Source organism: Isoptericola sp. MSGPD8_1_ISO-PGPR-S23-394, from assembly GCF_058072785.1.
Genome location: NZ_CM176517.1, coordinates 1762043 through 1780800, shown reverse-complemented (window position 1 = coordinate 1780800; position 18758 = coordinate 1762043). Strand labels below are relative to the sequence as shown.

Annotated in this window: 15 protein-coding genes and 6 tRNA genes; 8 read left to right on the top strand and 13 right to left on the bottom strand. The window is 68.3% G+C overall.

Features of this window, described 5'->3' with window-relative positions; all coding sequences use genetic code 11:
* Positions 1–59: 59 nt before the first annotated feature.
* On the top strand, positions 60–530 hold the full coding sequence (locus AC3RJ8_RS07975; protein WP_489715361.1) for a very short patch repair endonuclease: 471 nt from the start codon (positions 60–62) through the stop codon (positions 528–530).
* Positions 527–1501: a NaeI family type II restriction endonuclease gene (locus tag AC3RJ8_RS07970; RefSeq protein ID WP_489715360.1), complete on the top strand. Its 975-nt coding sequence runs from the start codon at positions 527–529 to the stop codon at positions 1499–1501. The genes AC3RJ8_RS07975 and AC3RJ8_RS07970 overlap by 4 nt, the downstream gene beginning before the upstream one ends.
* 28 nt (positions 1502–1529) lie before the next feature.
* Here the strand turns inward: AC3RJ8_RS07970 and AC3RJ8_RS07965 are convergent, their stop codons facing one another.
* The 12 genes from AC3RJ8_RS07965 to AC3RJ8_RS07910 form a co-directional block, all read right to left on the bottom strand.
* Complete coding sequence (locus AC3RJ8_RS07965; RefSeq protein ID WP_489715359.1) at positions 1530–2885, bottom strand: DNA cytosine methyltransferase; 1356 nt, start codon at positions 2883–2885, stop codon at positions 1530–1532.
* A gap of 393 nt (positions 2886–3278) precedes the next feature.
* Positions 3279–4595 carry an ISL3 family transposase gene (locus tag AC3RJ8_RS07960; RefSeq protein WP_489715358.1) on the bottom strand — a complete coding sequence of 439 codons (1317 nt, stop codon included), beginning with the start codon at positions 4593–4595 and terminating at the stop codon, positions 3279–3281.
* Positions 4596–4680: 85 nt separating this feature from the next.
* A complete protein-coding gene (drmB, locus tag AC3RJ8_RS07955) occupies positions 4681–6618 on the bottom strand; it encodes a DrmB family protein (protein ID WP_489715357.1) in 1938 nt (645 codons plus the stop codon).
* The gene (locus tag AC3RJ8_RS07950) at positions 6615–10208 is read right to left on the bottom strand and encodes a helicase-related protein (RefSeq protein ID WP_489715356.1); all 3594 of its coding nucleotides are present in this window, start codon (positions 10206–10208) and stop codon (positions 6615–6617) included. Before AC3RJ8_RS07950 ends, drmB begins: the two co-directional genes overlap by 4 nt.
* A gap of 40 nt (positions 10209–10248) precedes the next feature.
* Positions 10249–11814, bottom strand: coding sequence for a hypothetical protein (locus tag AC3RJ8_RS07945; RefSeq protein WP_489715355.1), 1566 nt, complete (start codon positions 11812–11814; stop codon positions 10249–10251).
* Positions 11811–12662, bottom strand: a complete 852-nt coding sequence (locus tag AC3RJ8_RS07940) for a hypothetical protein (RefSeq protein ID WP_489715354.1) — start codon at positions 12660–12662, stop codon at positions 11811–11813. Before AC3RJ8_RS07940 ends, AC3RJ8_RS07945 begins: the two co-directional genes overlap by 4 nt.
* Before the next feature lie 712 nt (positions 12663–13374).
* A tRNA-Val gene (locus tag AC3RJ8_RS07935) sits at positions 13375–13449 on the bottom strand.
* 91 nt (positions 13450–13540) lie between these two features.
* Positions 13541–14407: an aminotransferase class IV gene (locus AC3RJ8_RS07930; RefSeq protein ID WP_489715353.1), complete on the bottom strand. Its 867-nt coding sequence runs from the start codon at positions 14405–14407 to the stop codon at positions 13541–13543.
* A 4-nt stretch (positions 14408–14411) separates the two neighbouring features.
* Entirely contained in the window at positions 14412–15044 is a 633-nt protein-coding gene (locus AC3RJ8_RS07925; RefSeq protein WP_489715352.1) for a dihydrofolate reductase family protein, read from the bottom strand.
* Positions 15045–15088: 44 nt separating this feature from the next.
* Positions 15089–15472, bottom strand: coding sequence for a VOC family protein (locus AC3RJ8_RS07920; protein ID WP_489715351.1), 384 nt, complete (start codon positions 15470–15472; stop codon positions 15089–15091).
* Positions 15473–15499: 27 nt separating this feature from the next.
* Positions 15500–16306 carry an AraC family transcriptional regulator gene (locus AC3RJ8_RS07915; RefSeq protein WP_489715350.1) on the bottom strand — a complete coding sequence of 269 codons (807 nt, stop codon included), beginning with the start codon at positions 16304–16306 and terminating at the stop codon, positions 15500–15502.
* 9 nt (positions 16307–16315) lie between these two features.
* On the bottom strand, positions 16316–17455 hold the full coding sequence (locus AC3RJ8_RS07910; protein ID WP_489715349.1) for a chorismate-binding protein: 1140 nt from the start codon (positions 17453–17455) through the stop codon (positions 16316–16318).
* Positions 17456–17583: 128 nt separating this feature from the next.
* On the opposite strand from AC3RJ8_RS07910, the gene AC3RJ8_RS07905 reads away from it, so the two are divergent.
* The 6 genes from AC3RJ8_RS07905 to AC3RJ8_RS07880 all read left to right on the top strand — a co-directional run bounded on the left by AC3RJ8_RS07905 (position 17584) and on the right by AC3RJ8_RS07880 (position 18486).
* Positions 17584–17656, top strand: a tRNA-Gly gene (locus AC3RJ8_RS07905).
* 60 nt (positions 17657–17716) lie between these two features.
* Positions 17717–17787: transfer RNA gene (locus AC3RJ8_RS07900), tRNA-Cys, on the top strand.
* Position 17788: 1 nt separating this feature from the next.
* Positions 17789–17860: transfer RNA gene (locus AC3RJ8_RS07895), tRNA-Val, on the top strand.
* 74 nt (positions 17861–17934) lie between these two features.
* The gene (locus tag AC3RJ8_RS07890; RefSeq protein ID WP_489715348.1) at positions 17935–18213 is read left to right on the top strand and encodes a DUF2277 domain-containing protein; all 279 of its coding nucleotides are present in this window, start codon (positions 17935–17937) and stop codon (positions 18211–18213) included.
* Positions 18214–18334: 121 nt separating this feature from the next.
* A tRNA-Gly gene (locus AC3RJ8_RS07885) sits at positions 18335–18410 on the top strand.
* Between the two features lies 1 nt (position 18411).
* A tRNA-Val gene (locus AC3RJ8_RS07880) sits at positions 18412–18486 on the top strand.
* A gap of 3 nt (positions 18487–18489) precedes the next feature.
* Here AC3RJ8_RS07880 and AC3RJ8_RS07875 read toward each other — a convergent pair.
* On the bottom strand, positions 18490–18756 hold the full coding sequence (locus tag AC3RJ8_RS07875; RefSeq protein ID WP_489715347.1) for a hypothetical protein: 267 nt from the start codon (positions 18754–18756) through the stop codon (positions 18490–18492).
* Between the last annotated feature and the right edge of the window lie 2 nt (positions 18757–18758).

Genomic DNA, 18758 nt, shown 5'->3' with positions numbered 1-18758 from the left:
CGTAGTCTTCCCGCCTAACCGGTGATGCCCTGCAACCGCCTGAATGAGAGGCTCAAGCCATGGTGGAACAGGTTTCGTGGGCGTCGACGCCGGGGCGGCGTCGGAACATGCAGGCGAACAGAAGTCGCGACACGGCGCCTGAACTGGCGGTTCGTCGACTCCTCCATGCGCACGGGTACCGCTACCGTGTGGACTTCGCACCTCTGTCAGGACTGCGTCGGCGGGCTGACATCGTCTTCACCAGGGCCCGGGTATGCGTTTTCATTGATGGTTGCTTCTGGCACGGCTGCCCCCACCACGGACGTTCGGACTTCTCTCACAACGTCGACTACTGGCCCGGGAAGATCGCCGGCAACATGGCTCGTGACGCCGACACCAACTCGCGCCTGGCTGCTGCGGGCTGGACCGTCTTGCGCTTCTGGGAGCACGAGCCTGCGGAAGCGGTGGTCGCCCAGATCGAGGACGTGCTCACGCTGGATCCGAGCAGGGATCGCACCGACCCTGACCTGCCGCTACGCTCCTCTTCGTGACAGATGCGCTCTTCCCAAGCCCTTCGGGGCCACAACTCGACCCCGACGGGCCCAGAGATGCGGTGATCGAGGCGTTCCGCGCTGCAGATCCGGATGGCACTCGAGCCGCAGCCGTCTTCCGCAAGACCTTTGACCAACTCTACGACGGCCAGCACACTGGCCGTTTCCGTTGGGATCAGCTGTTCAAGACCGAGAAGACCCACTACGGCACGCTGCTGGAGATCAACCTCCGCCGCGAGTTCGACGATGTGATCGACGACGGCGAGTTGCTGGATTACCGCGTCCGCGGTGAGGACATCGACTGCAAGTACTCCCAGAAGATGGGCGGTTGGATGCTGCCTCCGGAGAGCTTTGGCCACCTCCTGCTCGTCGCTCACGCCGATGACGCCGGCGGGACATGGAGCCTTGGTGTCGTGCGCGCGAACGACGAGAACCGCCGCACGAGCCAGAACCGCGACGGCAAGACGAGTCTCAATCCGCGCGGTCGCCAGCAGATCGTCTGGCTCCACCAGGAAGCGGAGCTGCCACCCAACGTCCTGCTCGGATTGGACGACCAGACGCTCCATGCCGTCCTTGCGCCCAGGAGTGGGCAGGGCCGGGTCAACGAACTGTTGAGGCGAGTCACCAACGTCCGCGTCGGGCGGAACACGATCGCGACTCTCGGGCAGCAAGCCGACTACATGGCGCGGGTGCGCGACAACGGGCACGGAGCGAGGACGATCCTACGGCAGGAGGGATATCTGATCCCTGGTGGCGACTACGACGTCCACAAGCGCGTCGCACACGACCTCGGCATCACGGTCCCCCAACCAGGTGAGATCGTCAGTACCCGAGTGGTCCCAGCGGCCGACAACGAGACTCCAGTTGCCGAACTCGACGGCCGCCGGTGGCGGGCTGCTCGCCCGGACGAGCCCATGCTCGAACCAGCACCGAGGCTCCCGGAGACACGCCGACGCCCCAGGGGAGGCTAGCGCGGCCCACGGGACGCTGGGCAGAGGATTAGCTGATCCTCGATCTCGCGGCCTCGAACGCTGCGTGACGCACATGGTCCTCCTGACCGACGAACCCCTTGAATGCGCCCAGCGCGTACGTCCGTTCGTCGCCAGAACCGTCGTGCTTGATGTCAAAGTCGCGCGAGAGTATTCCGAGCCGCTGTTCGATGTCCCGGGCGCCGACCACGCCGCCGGTCGCCTTGTCGATCTGCTGGACTGTCAGAGGGCGTTCAGCGTCCTTCAGGGCGAGGTAGATCGGGTCATGCATGGCTTCGGCCTCGGCCTGGGCGAAGTCCTTTCGGACCCCTTCGTGCTTGAGAGCCGCAGCAATCGCCCCGCCGACTGCACGGGCAACCGGTGGCGGGAAGGCGTTGCCGATTTGACGATAGCGGCTGGTTTTTCGACCCGTGAACTTCCATCGATACTCTGGCTCCGGCCCCCACCCCTGTAGGCGCGCCACCATCTCTGTGGTCAATTTCGGAATATAGTTCCTGTCGTGATTGGGGGTCGGCGGTGCATCGTCGATACCAAGACCGTTGACTCCGAGTGCCGCCCACGCCCGCTTGGCACGGGTGGGGCCGAGATCTGCTCCGCCGTGCTTCTTCGAGCCACCGACGATGGTTGGAGCGATCCCCTTCGCTCTGTCGGCCCAATCCTCAGCACCGGGCCATTCGTCGTCCTTCATCAAGTCGAGCAGCGCCGAGCCGACCGTCCCGATGTACGGGGTCGGCTCGGGCCAGTTGAAGTACCTCGCGTCCTCTTCCCGCAAGGCAACGAGGATAAATCGTGGGCGCAACTGCGGGACCCCGAAGTCCCGCGCCTCGAGGAGCTTCCAGTCCGACCAGTACCCCAGCTCTGCGAGGCGGTCCTTGACGTGCTGGCGGTAGCCGGAGAACCGGGGCATGGACAAGCCTCTGACATTCTCGAGGAGCACCGCACGCGGCTGCATCCGGCCGGCGAGTTCGATCGCCCAGGCGAACAGGTCGCGTTCGTCGCTGGTCCCCAACTGCCTTCCGGCGATCGAGAACGGAGGGCACGGGACACCACCAGCAAGCAGGGAGAGGCCCTCGCTGTACTCGTCTGGATTCCAGACGCCCTCATCAGCGACGTCGCCAACCTTGACCTCCCACTCAGGGCGGTTCGCCTTCAGGGTCGCAGCGGCGTTCTCATCCAGCTCAACTGCGAGCCGGTGCTCGAAGCCAGCGAGTTCCAGGCCGAGGGCCTGCCCCCCAGCGCCTGCGCAGATCTCAACGACCGTCAGACCGCTCACAATCATCTCCTCTTCGGTCCCACCGAGGCTAGTCCACGGCGATGCTGACACCCGCCACCGACACGGATCCCGGCGCGGGAGGTTGGCGGCCATACTGCCGACTCCGCTCAGCGCGGACGACGTCCAGCGCGCTCGGTTGTGGGTAACTCCCGGCGGGAGCAGGCTGTGAATAACCGAGGACCCGTGCCTGGTCGTAGCGACGACCGCAACCGCAGTCCCCTAAGGCACTCGGTCGAGGGGCAACGCTACCCTTCGCCAGGCCCGGCCAGAGCCACTCCATGAATCGCCCTGGGTCTGATGGAGGCTCTGGTGTGCCCCAGCCCAGGCCGGGTCGGCGCTGTGGCTGCGCAGCTCGTCCCACGAGTCCCGGACCTGCTGGTCGTCCACCGCTGTAGCACGTAGGTAGACCAAGGTGGATTCCCTGTTCCTGGCACTCCACGCCGAGCAGGTGTCGGGTCTGTCAGCGTGCGATGTCGGAATAGAGGCTCAACGCAGATGAGGGTGTAGTCGCGGTCTGAAGCCGCCGGCTTCCAGGAGCGAGCGGGCGATGTAGTGGGTCAGGTTGCGGAACCCGAGGGCGGAGCGGCGTAGGTGTTCGAGGCGCCCGTTGATCGCCTCCGTCGGTCCGTTGCTCGAGCCGGGAAGGTCGAAGAACGCGAGGACGTCGGCGGCGCGCTTCTTGAGGGTCCGGCCGAGGGTGACGAGCTCGCTCAGGGCCGCCGGAACGCCGCGGGCCACCGAGTCGATCACGGCGGTCATGAGAGCACGGCCGTGTGCGCGGTCGGGGTGGCGGTAGGCGGTGATCATGCGCTGGTAGATGCCCCAGGTCGCCTCGACGGGCACGTGCTCCTCGGTGGCGAACAGCGCCTCCAGCCGGTTCTTCTGCTTGTCGGTGAGCAGGTCGGCGCCGGTGTGCAGGGTCCGGCGCGCCTTGTAGAGCGGATCGTTCGCGCGTCCACGGTGGCCGTGCAGATCGAGCTGGACCCTGCGCCTGCAGCGGTCCAGCGCGTCACCGGCCAGGCGGACCACGTGGAAGGGGTCCATCACCGCGGTCGCGTCGGGCAGCTCCTCGGCCGCAGCGGTCTTGAAGCCGGTGAACCCGTCCATCGCGACCACCTCGACGCCGTCGCGCCAGGTCTTCGGGCGGGCGGCGAGCCAGGTCTTGAACGCGCTCTTGGAGCGCCCTTCGACCATGTCCAGCAGACGGGCCGGTCCGGTGCCGTTGCGGATCGGGGTCAGGTCGATGACCACGGTGACGTACTTGTCCCCGCGGCGAGTGTGCCGCCAGACGTGCTCGTCGACGCCGACAGTGGTGACGCCGTCGAAGCGGGCCTCGTCGTCGATCAGCAGGCGGCGTCCCTCGGCCAGGACGGCGTCGTTCGCGGTGTGCCACGACACCGCGAGGGCCTCGGCTACCCGCGCCACGGTCAGGTGCTGAACGACGAGCCCGACCAGGGCCCAGCGCACCGCCGCCCGCGACAGCTTCGCCCGCGGCTCCGCCGCCGCCGTGGTGTCCTGACGCCACACCCGGGCGCAGCCCGAGCAGCGATAGCGGCACACCCTGATCAGCAGCGTCGTCGGCCGCCACCCGAACGGCTCGTGCGCCAGCCGTCGGGTCACCGTCCCTCGCGGCGTGGCCTCAGCGCCGCACCCGCGGCAGAACGCGTCGTCATCGCGGGCGAGGACACGACACTCCAGCACCGCTCGGTCAGGCTCCAGATGTTGCCCGACCACAACGAGGCCGAGCTCGTCCAGGCACGCGAAGGTCGTCAGGTCAGGGGCAACGAAGGTAGCGTCAGGCACGTCGAGGTCTTCTGGATGGGTGGCGTAGGAACCCCCATCATCAGGGGACCTCGACCCATCCCCGCCCCAGCTCAGCCAGCCAGCGCTACACCCTCATCTGCGTTGAGCCGGAAAAGAACCCGAGGTCGGGCTCGTCGAAGGTTCCGATCACCAGGCCTCGGTCGAGGAACCGATTGAACTCCTCGCAGCTGGTCTCTGGGACGAGCGCGCACCCGTGGCAGGCGGCCAGGTTGCACGAGTCCGTCCCCTGACCGTGCTTGCCCGCGTCCATGCAAACCGGGTCGGTGGAGCACCAGGTCGCGTCGCCGAGCGATGCCTGCAGGACCTTGTTGAGGTTGCTGGGCGCAGACATGCGCACCAAGCCTCCCATGGTGCCTTCCGAGTCGCCGGCAGCGGTGTAGATCAGCAGACCAGCCATCTCCTTGCCCGGCGCGTCGGAGACGTAGAGCCGTTCACGTAGAGAGGCCGAACTGTAACCGCAGGCGAAGACCAGCTCGTTGATCAGTAGGTGCGCCAGGGTGTGCAACATGACGAAGCGTGGGGAGAAGTCCCTCAGAAGTAGACCCCGGTTGGAGGCCGCGACCCCATAGTGGTCGGTGATCAGCTGCGCTCGAGCCTTGACCTCGGAACGTTCCTCCCACACTTCCAGTCGCTCGGGGTCCAACTCAAGGTAGATGCCTTCTCCCCTGACAACGTAGGCGGGTAGCCAGTCGTGCTCACGGTCGAGCTTCTTGCGTCGCAGCATCTGCTTGCCCTCTGCCAGTCCGAGAGGCGTGTCCGTGAGACGGGTGAAGCCGCGGAGGGCACGGGTCTCGCGCAGTGTCTCTACTGACCGGACCCGGCTGACCACCTCGGCAGCATCGGGGTGCACCCCTGGATCGCTGGCGGTGAGGTCGTCATCCTTGGGCGTCTGTCGGATCTGCTCGTACTCGGGATATCGCCAGCTGTCGTCTGCGGTCAGCAGGTCGACGTCGCTGGAGGGCGGCATGTCCGTGGGAGCCTGTCCACCAATGCCGAAGCGCTCCTTGTAGAGGGCATAGGAGTCTTCCACGCTGACCCCATCGACGAGCTCGGCAGGCAGTCGCTTGACGAGCTTCTTGTGCAGGGCGGCAGGATCGATCTCGCTGCTGCCCGCGTCCGCGTCCTCATAGAAGTCGAGGAGGATACTCTGGACCTTCGGGTTCTTCAGGAGCTCCTTGACCTCAGCGGGCACGGCGCCGGCCTCCACGGGCAGGTAGATCGAGGACTCAACCTTGGGAAAGTAGATGTTCCCGGCACCTCGCAGAGCGCCGCGAACGTTCTGGCCACAGAGGCCGTTGCCGTCCTCCGCCAGCCACGGAGCCGACCCCTTGCACAGGAACTCGTTGCCCTGCCCGCCGACCAGCTCCCGGCTGAGGTAAGTCGCCACGGTCTCCTGGCTCCCGCCCTGCATGATGCCCTGCAGCGAGCGGCGCTTACCGCACTCACAAGCCACGACTTGCCCTTCGAGCCCGCCACCGTACGAGCGCAACCTCAGGGTCTTGCGGCAGGCCGGGCGCAGGCTCCGGTGGACCCATTCGGAGAAGGGGAAGTCGGCCAGGTGACCCTCGGAGCACGCCATGACGAACGGGACCTGGGCCATGCGCGGGGGGCGCTTCCAGTCGTTGTGCTTGGAGTCTCTACATTCGACGCGCCCGGTCCGGTTCAGAGTGCTGGCCTCCAAGCGCCTGCAGTACATACAGAAGTGCACCAGGGGGAAGCGGAGCGCGGGCACCTTCAGCCCCGTGTTCCTGGAGTCGTTGTCCCCGGAGTAGTACGGGCGAAAGTCCGGGGGAAGGCGGAACTCGGAGACGTGAAGCTGCTTTTCCAGGCGCCAGTCGCTGGCCTGGAACTCCTCGGGCTCATAGTTCGGGTCCTCCTTGGCGGTCGGGTACCAGTGGTCCAGTCCTGCGGTGATGACCGAGGTTCCGTTGACGAGCATGCTCATCGCTCCGACCCCGAAGGGGGTGACGAGCTGTGTTCGCCGGATGTCTCCCGTGCTCACTTGGCACCTCCAGGTTGCAGTTCGGGGTCGTTCTCGATGTAGGTGTTGCCCTTGCGGATGTCCAGGCGGCACTCGGCGTCCACTGTCCGCATGCTGCTGGGTGTGTCCCAGGTGAGAATCTGTTTGTCACCGTCCTTCGGGAGGGTGCCCGCAAACCGGATGAGCCCGTTGTCAGGGTCTCCGAATCCGACGTTGGCGTCCCAGACGGTCCTGCCGCCCTTGCGCCATTTAGCAGCGCGCTGCTCGGCCTCAGCCTGGAGGTGCGCGACGTCGTCCGTCTCGACGTAGGTGCCCTCCTCGACGGTGTATGCGCGGGCCTTGAGCAGTTCGACAGCCTCCCAGTACTTCTCCTCGGGGAAGGGGAAAGGCTGCGCGGCGTCGGAGGTTTGCCTGATGTAGGCAATGACGGCTCCGTGAAGGGCACGGCGTAGCACCGGGGTGGCGAACGGGGTGACCGAAGTCGGTTCCACCTGGGCGTACAACTGCTGGTGGTAGGTCCGGAACCGCTCGTAGTGGCTGCGGTCTCGCGGCCTTCCTGCTCCGTAGAGCGTGATGACCAGCCCGGGGCTGACCCCGGGGTTGCGCCCCACGCGACCGCTGACCTGTATGTACTGGGCGGTGGTCTTGGGCTGGCCAATGATCGTCATCAGGCCAAGGCGGTTGATGTCGACACCGACCTCGATGATGTTCGAGGCCAGGCACACATCCACGCACCGGGGCTCGCCGTAGGGCACCTGGAGCTTCTCGATCGCCTTGGGGATCTCGTCCGGGCGGCGTCGGGAGGTCAACTCCATATAGTTGCGCAGGTAGTGGAAGTCCCCGTCGATGTGCTTCCTGAGGCCGTGGAGGTGGTCGGGGATGTCGGACTCCAGCAGCGACAGGGTGTTGCCGAGCTCGCGCAGGCTGTTGAGGAAATTCAGATTGGTCCAGTACCCGTCGCGCGGGCTGGGCCCACCGTCCTCTGACTTTTCCGGGATCTGCTCGCGCCCCAGTGCGGTGGCGGCCGCGACGCGGACCTGGACGGTCTGCATCGACCCCAGGGACGCACTCATGACACCCAGATACTTGCGCCCAGGCTTCTTGCTGCCATCCGGGGCACGGTCGGGCTCGGCGAAGAAGGACCGGCCCTCCTCCAAGCCGTGCGGCGGGAACAGCGCGACGTCGCTGCGCCCGTAGAGATTGCGGATCTGCTCCTTGTAACTGCGGATCGTCGCGGTCGCCGCGATGATCTTTGGCGGAACGGGTGGTCCTGCGGGGCGGTGGTCGGTGCACAGGTCATTGATGATCGCCTCGTACATGCCGACCATCGACCCCAGCGGTCCAGAGATCAGGTGCAGCTCGTCCTGCAGGACCAGGCTGGGCGGGGAGACGTCAGTGCGGCTGCCGTCGGACTCCAAGCCGAAGATCGCCCTGGCCTCAGGCTTCCACGCCAGCATCGCGAACTTGTCGACGGTGCCGATGAGAATCGAGGGCGGGTTGGCGTAAATGTCTGCGTCCACAACCTGGACCGGCATTGGGCGGTCGGCGTAGTAACAGTCATCGTCGGCGCACTCGAAGACGACCTGCTTGCCCTGCTGCACGTACCCAGCGATCTTCTGCCCGTTCTTGCTCGCCTTCCCATAGGGGCCCATCTGGGTGCCGCACCACGGGCAGCGCAGGAGCAGGAACTTGTTCTGCGTGTTCACCTCCTTGCCCAGCGCAGTCCGGCTCCTTGTGGCCTGGTCCCAAGTGTTGGGGGTCGAGGTGCCACCGAGCCAGATACCGATGCGGAAGGGCTCCGTCCCGAGCCGGTCCCGGTTCGGGGTCGCCACTCCCTCCGGTCGGCGGGAACGCAGCTCTTCCAGCACGCAGACCAGGGAAGCGGCGCGCAGAAACTGCTGGGCGGTCAGTAGCCGCAGCGTGTATCGCATGATCGTGTCGGTGCCGGCGTCGTTCGGGTCCCGCAGCCGTCGCGCCAGCAGGCTAACCGCAGCGGCTCCCAGGTAAGCCTCGGTCTTACCGCCACCGGTGGGGAAGAAGATCAGGTCGACGAGCGCGCGCTTGGGATGCGCTGGATTGGTCAGTTCCGGCAACGAGGCAAGGATGAATGCGATCTGGAAGGGCCGCCAGGTGCCCTTGCGCGCAGGGATCCGGACGCTCTGCAGGTCGCCAACCTCAGGGTGCGCCCCCACCGGAGCGGTGGTGACGTTCTTGCCTCGACCATGCTCCTCAAGCTCGCGCAGCGGCAGGCTCGAGCGGATCTGTTGGAACAGCATCGCCTCGTTAGCCCACCGGAACGCCTGGGCGACGTCTGGCTCCTCCTGGACGGTCTTCCAGCCCTCCTGCATGCGTGCCAGGGCCCGGTCGGCCTCCTTCATGTGCCGGAGGGCCGGGGCGTGCATCCGCTCGGGCAGGCTGGGAATCAACGCATTCTGCTCGACAATCCAGGCCTCGTACAGGCTCAGGACCTGCCTGACCTGCTGCGCACCGTCATCGTTCCCCAGTGCAAGGTCGCGCATGCTGACCGTCACCGGGACCCGCTGGCCGTTGTCGTCGGTCGCAAATATGTCGGGGGTGAGGCTCTCGACCTCATAGGCGGGCAGCGCGTCGGTGGCCACCCACGAAGGAGTCTCAGGGTTGCTCTCATCCCAGCGGGCGGCGCACCCGTGCCCGACAGCGTAGGTTCGATGGTTGCGGTTGAGCAGGTCGAGCGACTGCTCCTCCTCGTCGAGGTCTTTGCGCTCGGCCTCGTGGTAGGCAACCAGGCAAGCCTTCCCCTGGGTGGTGACCGTGAACCCGGCCTGGAAGATCGCGTTTGCGTCGCCGACACCGGCACTGCGGTTGACCAACGCAACGGTGACGATCCGTAGGTCTGAGTCTCCGTCGCCAGGAACGGGGCGGCTGAAGACCTCGAGGGACGGCCGCACGGTGGGTTCGTCGCCCTCGTAGGAGATCTCAGCCCGGTGGAGCCGGCGGTTCTGCGCCTGCAAAGTTTGACCAGGCAAGGTCACATTGCCCTTGAACGGACGGCGCAGCCACCACGTCTCCTCGTGGGTGTCCGTGCTCTGGCCCTTCCTCGGGATACGGGCAGTAACCTTGGAGTATTGGGCGCCCGAGATGTCAACGACGAGACTGGAGTCCGTGCGGATACGGCACTCGAAAGAAATCGCCATCGCAGAGGGATTGAATCCGTTCGCGTCGGTCAGATCGAGGTCGTCGTCCAATGCTCCGCGGACAGGCCGCTTGGACTCGACCTCCTCCTCGCCGGTCGACATGGCCTCCTGCCCGACCTCGTCCGACTCGACTGCAATACTCGTGACGCCGTCCAGCTCCGCGTCCTGGGCCTCTTTCTCGACCGTGGGAGGTGCAGTCATGGCCTCGGGATAGAGCACCCCGACTCCGTACCGGCGCAGCGGCTTATCCTGGGTGAGGACTTCTTCCTTGCTCGTCTCGTCATGAAACTGGCCTGAGGCCTCCTCCCGCGTGGCGAAGACCACCTTCCCGTCAGAGCAGTCGATCGCCTTGCCCTCGGGGGGCTCGCCCTCGATCGGGCCGACGAGCTCGCGCCGGACCGCGTCTTCCACCACCTGGCGTGCTTGCACACCGTTCACAGTTCTCTTCCTCCTGGCCCCGGCCTCGAGGCGGTCGTTGTCACTGCAACCATCGGCCCGCGTCGTCAGCCCGGAGAACCCGGACTTCGTACCGTGGCTTGATCTCGTCGTGCGGGGAAACTGCGAGCACCCGGGCCGCCGTCAACCCGGGCTCTCCCGGTTCCGGTGCGGACAGCAAACGGTGCCCGTCCCGCGTCAGGTGCGCCAGGTCGCCACCAGTGACCGACCTCCCGATCTGCGTCTGCACCTTGTGACTCTCGGAACGGAAGGCACTTCGTAGCCTGGTGGCGTTGCGGTACTCGGGCCCGTCAGCCGCGAGGTCTAGCCATTCCAACAGCAGACGGAAGTCGTCGTTGCGCAGCGGTCGGGTGAGTTCCTCGCTGGTCCATGCCACTGCCTCGCCTGCTGCCTGCACGCCGTGGTCTTCTAGGGAGCGAACGACTTGTTGCTCTCCCCAGGAGTCGATCCGCCCCCGCAGCTTGCTCTTCCAGTACTGCTGGGTCTCCTGGACCATGCTGAGCTCCGGTCCGAGGGAGGCTCGGGCACGCTCGTGTAGGTAGGAGTGCTGCGACTTTCCGGCGCTGCGCAGCAGCAGGTAGATCTCCGTACGGGCGAGCTGTTCTGGGCTGAGGTCCCGGAAGGTGGCGACGGCGAGATATACGACGTTCTCCCCCGCCGGTTGGTAAGGGTCCAAGGACCGGATCCGGTCTCCGTCGTCGATCCAAACCGAGTAGCCGCCGCTGAGCAGAACCTTGCGTGCGCGCACCTCGTCGGGCCGAGGGGTTCGTCCTCCGTCTTGCGGCGCCTTCCAATAGACCGACGGTTCCAGCTCGGTCTCGTCGGGCTGTACCTCAGCAGCTCCTTCGGCCTCGGAAGCGCGTGCCGGTAGAGGGGCCGGACGCTTGGGGCCCGTTTCGCGCACCGTGACCAGGATGGGCTTCTCCGCGTACTCCGACAGGCTGGTGGTAGGGATGCTCCGGTCACCGAACCAGTTCGGGACGATGAAGGTCACCTCAGAGGTCATCGGCGCTGTGACCATCGACGAGTGGAAGAACCGCGGAGGGCCGACGATCAGGGCGACAGAGGCCCCGAGGGGCTCCCTGCGCAAGTCTCCAGGAGTGAGCACCCTCGCGCCCAGCGGAGCGATCCAGTCGCTGATGGCCTCGGCCGCGTGTCTACTGCCGGCGACCACAAAGCAGTCCTCGGCAGTGAAGTCTTCGACCGCCTGCCACAGCAGCTCGCCCACAGCGGACTGCTGTCCGCGCAAGGCGACAGCGGCTGCGAGCACCTCGTCGAGCACACTGCTGGCCGCGACGTTCGGACGGATCCGTGCTACCTGCACACCCAGGGCGTCGACATGCTCGGCGAGCATGCGGCTGTCCTGCTCAGGGTGCAGCAGCAGTTTCCAGCGCAGCGACTTGGCCGCGCCGAGAACGTCAGCCCAGACCTCGGGGGCGTCGTCCTCGGAGGTACGGACGACGGTCCGCACGGCCTGCGTGTACCGGTAGCCGAGCGGGTCTTCTGCAAGCTGGACCTCGACCCCATACTTGAGGACGGAAGCGACGTCGGCGTACCGCTTGTTGAGGTTCTCGATCCGGCTGCTCACCAGGTCGCCATCCTTCTCTTGACGGTGAAGGCCATTGCTTCCACCCCACCCGGGGTGGTCCAATTCAGCGCGCCCTCTTCCAGCGGCCTCCCGCGGGGATTACGGCGCCCGAGGACGAGGTCGGCCGCGGTCTCGTCGACGACGGACCGATCCAGTACGCAGATGACGACGCGAGCCTCGATCTGGTTGAGGTACCGGATCGCGGCGGTCCCATCGAGGATGACCCCCTCAACCTGCTCGTGGATGTCCGCGTCGGCAAAGTCCGCCGCGGGGTAGATCTGCGTACCCACCGAGGGTGCCCCCGCTCCGGAAGGGAGAAGGACATCACGGACACATGTCGGGTCCCAAGGGCGTCCGCTGACTCCGATGTAGGAGCCGAGGTCTTCCTCTAGCCAGGACCGGGTGCCAACGATCGCCAGGTCAGCAGCGGGGTTGGCCAATCGCTGGTCCCACACCCGGTCGAGGTCGACGTACCTGGAGAAATCTCCCGGATCGGGGCGGAGTCCGGCTGCGTCTTCCACCGGATGGTCTAAATGGGCAACAGCACGGACGGAATCGAGTTGATAGGTTCCCTGCGTGGTGACCACACGTTCCTGACCGCGGACGGTCTGCAGCTTCCGGAACGTCCCGGTCACGATCTTTCCGGAGGTGACTAGGCGCACAGGTGCGCCGACCGGGACGGCCTCGAGGGACGACAAGGGCTTCGGTGTACTGGCGCAGGTCCACCCGGCTCCCAGGAGCACCGATGTGAAATCCCGCGCAGGCACCGATAGCGCGATCACGAGTTGCCGGTCCTCGGGTAGAGAGGTCCGGGCGAACCGGGCGACGTTCACGCCCAGGACGAACATCCTGCCTGCCCACTCCGTGGGCACACCAGAGGTCTCCTCAGGCCCATCTGACAGGATCAACTGTCGTCCGAGCGCGCCGGGCGCCGGCACTTGAGCCACTGGGCCACCTCTCTGTCGATCGCTGCCTGAAGACTAAGAGACACCACCGACACACCTCCGGTCGCAAGTCGCTAGGGGGCGTCCGGCGGTGGCGCCTTCAGGCCGGAGGCGGCGCCTGCCCTTGTCGGTGGCCCGATGGACGGCCAGGACGTGTTGGTCTCTCAGAAGCGGGCGCTGCCGGAAGCACCCAACCCTCGCTGCTTCACCAACTGCTTCACGAACCGCCCGTGCACCAGCGGACGCCAGCGAATCTCCACGGGCACAAGTCCGCCGGTCAGCGTGCGCCTCTGCAGGTAGTTATTGATTCGGGACGAAGAGGTCGCAAGCGTCGACCTGGTCACCCGCGCTAGCAGCTCTCGGGTGGCCCCCGGTGAAGGTTCGCACGACGCTCGACGTCGCCGCACGGACCGAGCACGCCACCGGGCCGAGCCCCAAAGCACCCGATGCCGGACCACCGCACGGACGGCCGTCGATGCCGTCAGCCACCGCCCGAGTCCACCCCCGTTCGGGGAGATAAGCCAGCAGTTAAGCCAGCAGAGCCGATCCTCAGACCTCGCGGACAAGACGAGAGGCCCCCGACCGAGCGTTTCCGCTGGTCGGAGGGCCTCTGTGCTGGTGGGCGATACTGGGTTCGAACCAGTGACCTCTTCGGTGTGAACGAAGCGCGCTACCACTGCGCCAATCGCCCGAGTGCGAGGTCGATAGTAGTCACAGTTCGGGCGTCGGACCAAACCGCGGGTGTGCGGTGTGGCGCACACCGCACACCTCGACGGTCCAGGTCACGGGTCGAGGCGCTCGCGGCAGAGCTTCTCGAACAGCTCGCGCGCCGCCCGCGAGACGTCCCCCACTGCGACGTCCACGCCGTCCAGCCACGTGACCGGCTGCACGTTGCGCCCGGAGGACGTGAGCACCAGCTGGGCGGCACCCGCCGAGACCTCGTCGAGCACCGTGAACGGCAGCTCGCCGGCCCGGGCCTCCCGGACCGGCAGTCCGGCCTCGGCACCCCACTCCAGCAGCAGCTCCCGAGTGATGCCGGCCAGCGCCCCGGAGTCGAGCCGGGGGGTGACGAGCTCGCCGTCCCGCTCGACGAACACGTTCGAGCCGGTGCCCTCGCACAGGTCGCCGACGGTGTTGGGCAGGATCGTCTCGTCGGCGCCCTGGTCCTTGGCGTGCGCGAGGGCCACGACGTTCTCGGCGTACGACGTCGTCTTGAGCCCGGCGATCGCCGAGCGTTCGTTGCGGGGCCACGGTGAGCGCACCGAGCGAGACGCGGGGGCCATGACCGACTCCTGGGCGGCCACGACGACGGTCTGGGCGCCCTCCACCCGCCCGGAGCCGAGCGGACCCACGCCGGCGGTCACGGTGATGCGCAGCCTGCCGTCGAACACGCCGCGCGCCGCGACCGCCTCCTGGAGGACCGCCGTGACGCCGTCGCGCACCTTCTGCTCGTCCGGGGCCTCGAGCCCCAGTCCCTTGGCGGATCGCACGAGCCGCGCCAGGTGCCGGGTCAGGGCGAACGCCCGCCCGTCGAGCACCGTGCACGTCTCGAAGACGCCGTCTCCCACGGTGATGCCGTGGTCGACCGCGCTCATCGCGGCCTCCTCGGCACCGACCATCCGACCCTCGGCCCAGATGACAAGACTCATGGGGTCAGTCTGCCCGACGGCGGTACGTCAGGTGCGTCACCTCGGGCGTGCGCCGCGCGCCGACCGCCTCGAGGTCGACCCGGCCCACGCCGTCGAAGAGCCGAACCGCACCCGGGATGTCGAGCACCACGGGCGTGACGTGCAGCCGCAGCTCGTCGATCAGGCCGGCCGCCAGGCAGGCGTTGACCGTGGAGGCGCCACCGGCGACGGCGACGTGCCGCCCGTGCGCCGCGTCGCGGGCGCGCGCAAACGCCTCGTGCAGACCGCCGGTGACGAAGTGGAACGTCGTCCGGCCGTCCATCGGCAGCGGCGCACGTTCGTGGTGCGTGAGGACGAAGACCGGTGCGCGGTACGGCGGGTCCTCGCCCCACCACCCCCGCCAGCCGAGATCCCACGGCCCGCGGTCCGGGGAGAACATGCCGCGGCCCATGACGTAGGCGCCGGCTCCGAGGATCCCTGCGATCTCCTCCGGATGGTCGGACGCGTGGTCGAACATCCACGAGTGCAGGACCTCACCGCTACCGACCGCGTCCCCGAAGGGGCGCTCGCGGGTCGGGTGCGGTCCGGCGGCGTAGCCGTCGAGCGAGACGGACAGGTCGCAGGTCACCGCGGGCGCACGTCGGGTTCGGCTCGTCATGGACGGGTCGACCGTGCTCGCACCACGAACTCATCGGCCCGAGGTCAGGACGGCCGGTAGCTCCCGAAGCTCCACAGGTTGCCTTCGGGGTCGGCGACCGTCGCCGAGCGCCCGCCGTAGTCCTGGTCGGCCGGCTCCTGGACGGCCTGGCCACCGGCCTCGACGGCCGCCCGGAACGCGCTGTCGACGTCGTCGGTGACCGCGTAGGTCGCTCCTCCGCCCGGCTCCACGGGCCACGACGGGCTCGCACGGTGCGTGCCGAGCATGAGCCCGCCGCCGCCCGGCCAGGTCAGCTCCGCGTGCTCCACGACCTTCTCGTCCGCGGTCGAGCGGTGCACCGCACCGACGGTGAACCCGACGGCGCGCAGCCACGCCAGGGCGGCATCGGCGTCGCGGTAGCGCAGGGTGACCCACAGGCTTGTCGTCATGGTGTACCTCCTCGTTCGTCCGTGACCTCAGGCTCCCTCACGACCCACGACGACGTCTTGAACGAACGGGAGCTCTTCACGTAGCCACGTCGTCGGTGTGCACCCCGCCAGCCTGGTCCAGTCCCGGGTCAGGTGGGCGTGGTCGGCGTACCCGGCCGCCGTGGCGACGTCGGCGAGCACCACCCGTCCCGCGCGCCCACGACGGGTCAGCAGCTCGCGTGATCGCGCGAGCCGGGCCAGACGGCGGAAGTCTCGCGGCGCGAGGCCGCACTCCCGTCGGACGAGGTCCTGCAGGTGCCGGCGCGACCAGCCCGTCCGCCGCGCGACCCGGTCCACGTGGCCGCCCTGCGCCAGGCCACCGAAGACGTCGCGGAGGCCGGGGGCAGGGTCCACGTCGCCACGTCGCGCTAGCACCGCCAGCAGCGCTCCAGCCACCGTGAGTGCCGCGGGGCGCCCACCGTCCGCGAGCGCGTCGGGCAGGTGCGCGAGGTCCGGGGCGACCGCGTCGAGATCGACGAGCTGCCCGGCCAGCTCGCCCGCGGGGACCCCGAGCAGCGCCCGGGTCCCGAGGAGCGTGAGCCGCACGCTGACACCTCTGAGCCGTCCGTCGTGGCGGATGCCGGCCGGGCCGGTGTGCAGGCCCGACACGCACGACAGCGCCCGGAGCCGGGACGCGGGGGCGCTCTCCCACCGCACGTCGAGCGGCTCGGTCCGGGCCAGCTCGAGGACCGGCGCGGTCCCGGGCACCCCGCGGTGCCGCCCGGGAGCGCCCACGTCGAGGTCGTACGCGACGATCGATCGCACGTACGGCGCGAGCGGCAGCGGGACGACCACGCGTCCACGCTATGCCTGCCGGTCGCTCCCTGCCGACGCGAGCCGCACGAGCCGCGACGCCTTGAGCTCGGTCTCACGCCACTCCGCGGCCGGGTCGGAGCCCCAGGTGATGCCGGCCCCGGTCCCGAACCGCAGCACGCCGTCGTCGTGCGGCCCGCGCTCCCACCAGAACGTCCGGATCCCGACGGCGAGCTCGGCCCGGTCGCCGTCCACCCAGCCCACGGCGCCGCAGTACGGTCCGCGGGCGGCGGTCTCCAGCTCGTCGATGACCTGCAGCGCCGAGGACTTGGGCGCCCCGGACACCGACCCGGGCGGGAACGTGGCACGCAGCACCCGGCCCCACCGGTCCGGGTCCTCGGCGACCCCGGGGGTCAGCGCACCGCGGACCCGCGAGACGAGGTGCACGAGGCCGGGGTGCTCCTCCACGCCCAGCAGCTCGGTGACGTCGACGGTGCCGGGCTCGCAGACCCGTTGCAGGTCGTTGCGCACGAGGTCGGTGATCATGACGTTCTCCGCCCGGTCCTTGTCGGTGAGACCGTCGGGCGTGCGCGCCGTCCCCTTGATCGGCCCCGAGGCCAGCGCCCCGCCGTCGAGCGACAGGTAGAGCTCGGGCGAGGCCGACACCACCCAGACCGGGTCGACGCCGGACGCCGCCGGGACGTGGACGGCCGCCGCGTACGGGGCGGGGTTGCCGGCGGCGAGACGAGCGGCCAGGTCGGCTGCGGCCGGCTCGCGCGGCACGGAGCCGTCCCGCACGACCGGCAGCGGCGCCTGCAGCACCCGGCAGACGTTGGCCTGGTAGACGGTGCCCTCGCGGACGTGCCCGCGCACGCGGCGCACCGCGGACTCGTAGGCGTCCCGGTCCATCGAGCTGTGCCAGCTCCCCGGCTCCGGCCCGCGCCACGTGTCGCCCGACGACGTGGTGCCAGGCGCCGAGCCCGACGGCGCACCGGCCGGTCCGCCGTCGGCCACGCGGGCGAAGCGCCAGGCGCGCGCACGGCCCCCGCGACCGAACGCCTCGAAGTCCACGACGACGAACCACGGGCCGGGCTCGGCGAGCCGGTGCGGTGCGCGCTCGAGATCGATGCACTCCACGACGTCGACGGCCAGCCGGCCGGCGAAGGAGGCCCAGGAGGTCGGTTCGTCCACGCAGCGAACGGTATGCCAGCAGGTCGCCACGACACACCGCCCGGGGCGATTGGACGGATTCGGGATGGGTCAACTAATGTTGCCCACGCGCCGGAACGCCGGGGAGCGATCCCCTGATGTCCGGTCGTGCGGATGTAGCTCAGTTGGTAGAGCACCACCTTGCCAAGGTGGATGTCGCGGGTCCGAGTCCCGTCATCCGCTCGGAGGCCCACTCCCTGCCTCCTCGGCGACGAGGAAGCGGGAGAGCACACGTCTTCTCCTGGTGGGTTGGCCGAGAGGCGAGGCAGCGGCCTGCAAAGCCGTATACACGGGTTCGAATCCCGTACCCACCTCGGGCGATTGGCGCAGCGGTAGCGCGCTTCCCTGACACGGAAGAGGTCACTGGTTCGATCCCAGTATCGCCCACGCACGACGAAGGCCCGGACCGGTCGGTCCGGGCCTTCGTGCGTTCCGCACCGGTGCGGCGTACCGTCACGAGCATGTGCCGGAACATCACCACGCTGCGCGGCCTGGAGCCGCCCGCCACGCCCGAGGAGATCGAGGCGGCGGCCGCCCAGTTCGTCCGCAAGGTCACCGGGGTGTCCACCACGGCCGCCGCGGCGACGCGCGAACCGTGCGAGGCGGCGGCCGCGGAGATCGCCGACATCGTCACACGGCTGCTGGGAGACCTGCCGGCGCGGCGGCAGCCGCCGCCGACGGTCCCTCCCCTGCGCCGCCCCGAGGTGCAGGCGCGCCTGGCCGCCCGAGAGTCCGCCTGAGAGCCGCGCCCACGACGGAGGCGCAGGTCACACACCCGGCGATTGGACCGGCACGCGGTCGGTCCAGTAATGTTCCACAGGCGCCGGAACACCGGGGAGCGATCCCCTGAGGTCCGGCAGTGCGGATGTAGCTCAGTTGGTAGAGCACCACCTTGCCAAGGTGGATGTCGCGGGTCCGAGTCCCGTCATCCGCTCCACGGGCGATTGGCGCAGCGGTAGCGCGCTTCCCTGACACGGAAGAGGTCACTGGTTCGATCCCAGTATCGCCCACCACCCCTACCGGCCCCGCAAGGGGTCGATGGTCGAACCGTCGCCGCGTTGCGACGTCGGCACAATGCTCAGCGATCCGTCGCTCTCGAGGACGACCGCGGCGAGCGCGTCGTATCCCCCGTAGCCCGCCCGACGCGCCGCCTGTGCCAGTGTCGAGCCCAGCGCGATGGTGACCACGAGGTCGAAGGCGTTGAGCTTGGACAGCGTGCGCTTCCCGGTCACCCGCAGCAGCACGACCAGGGCGAGATACGTCGCGGTGCCGACGGCGAGCACCC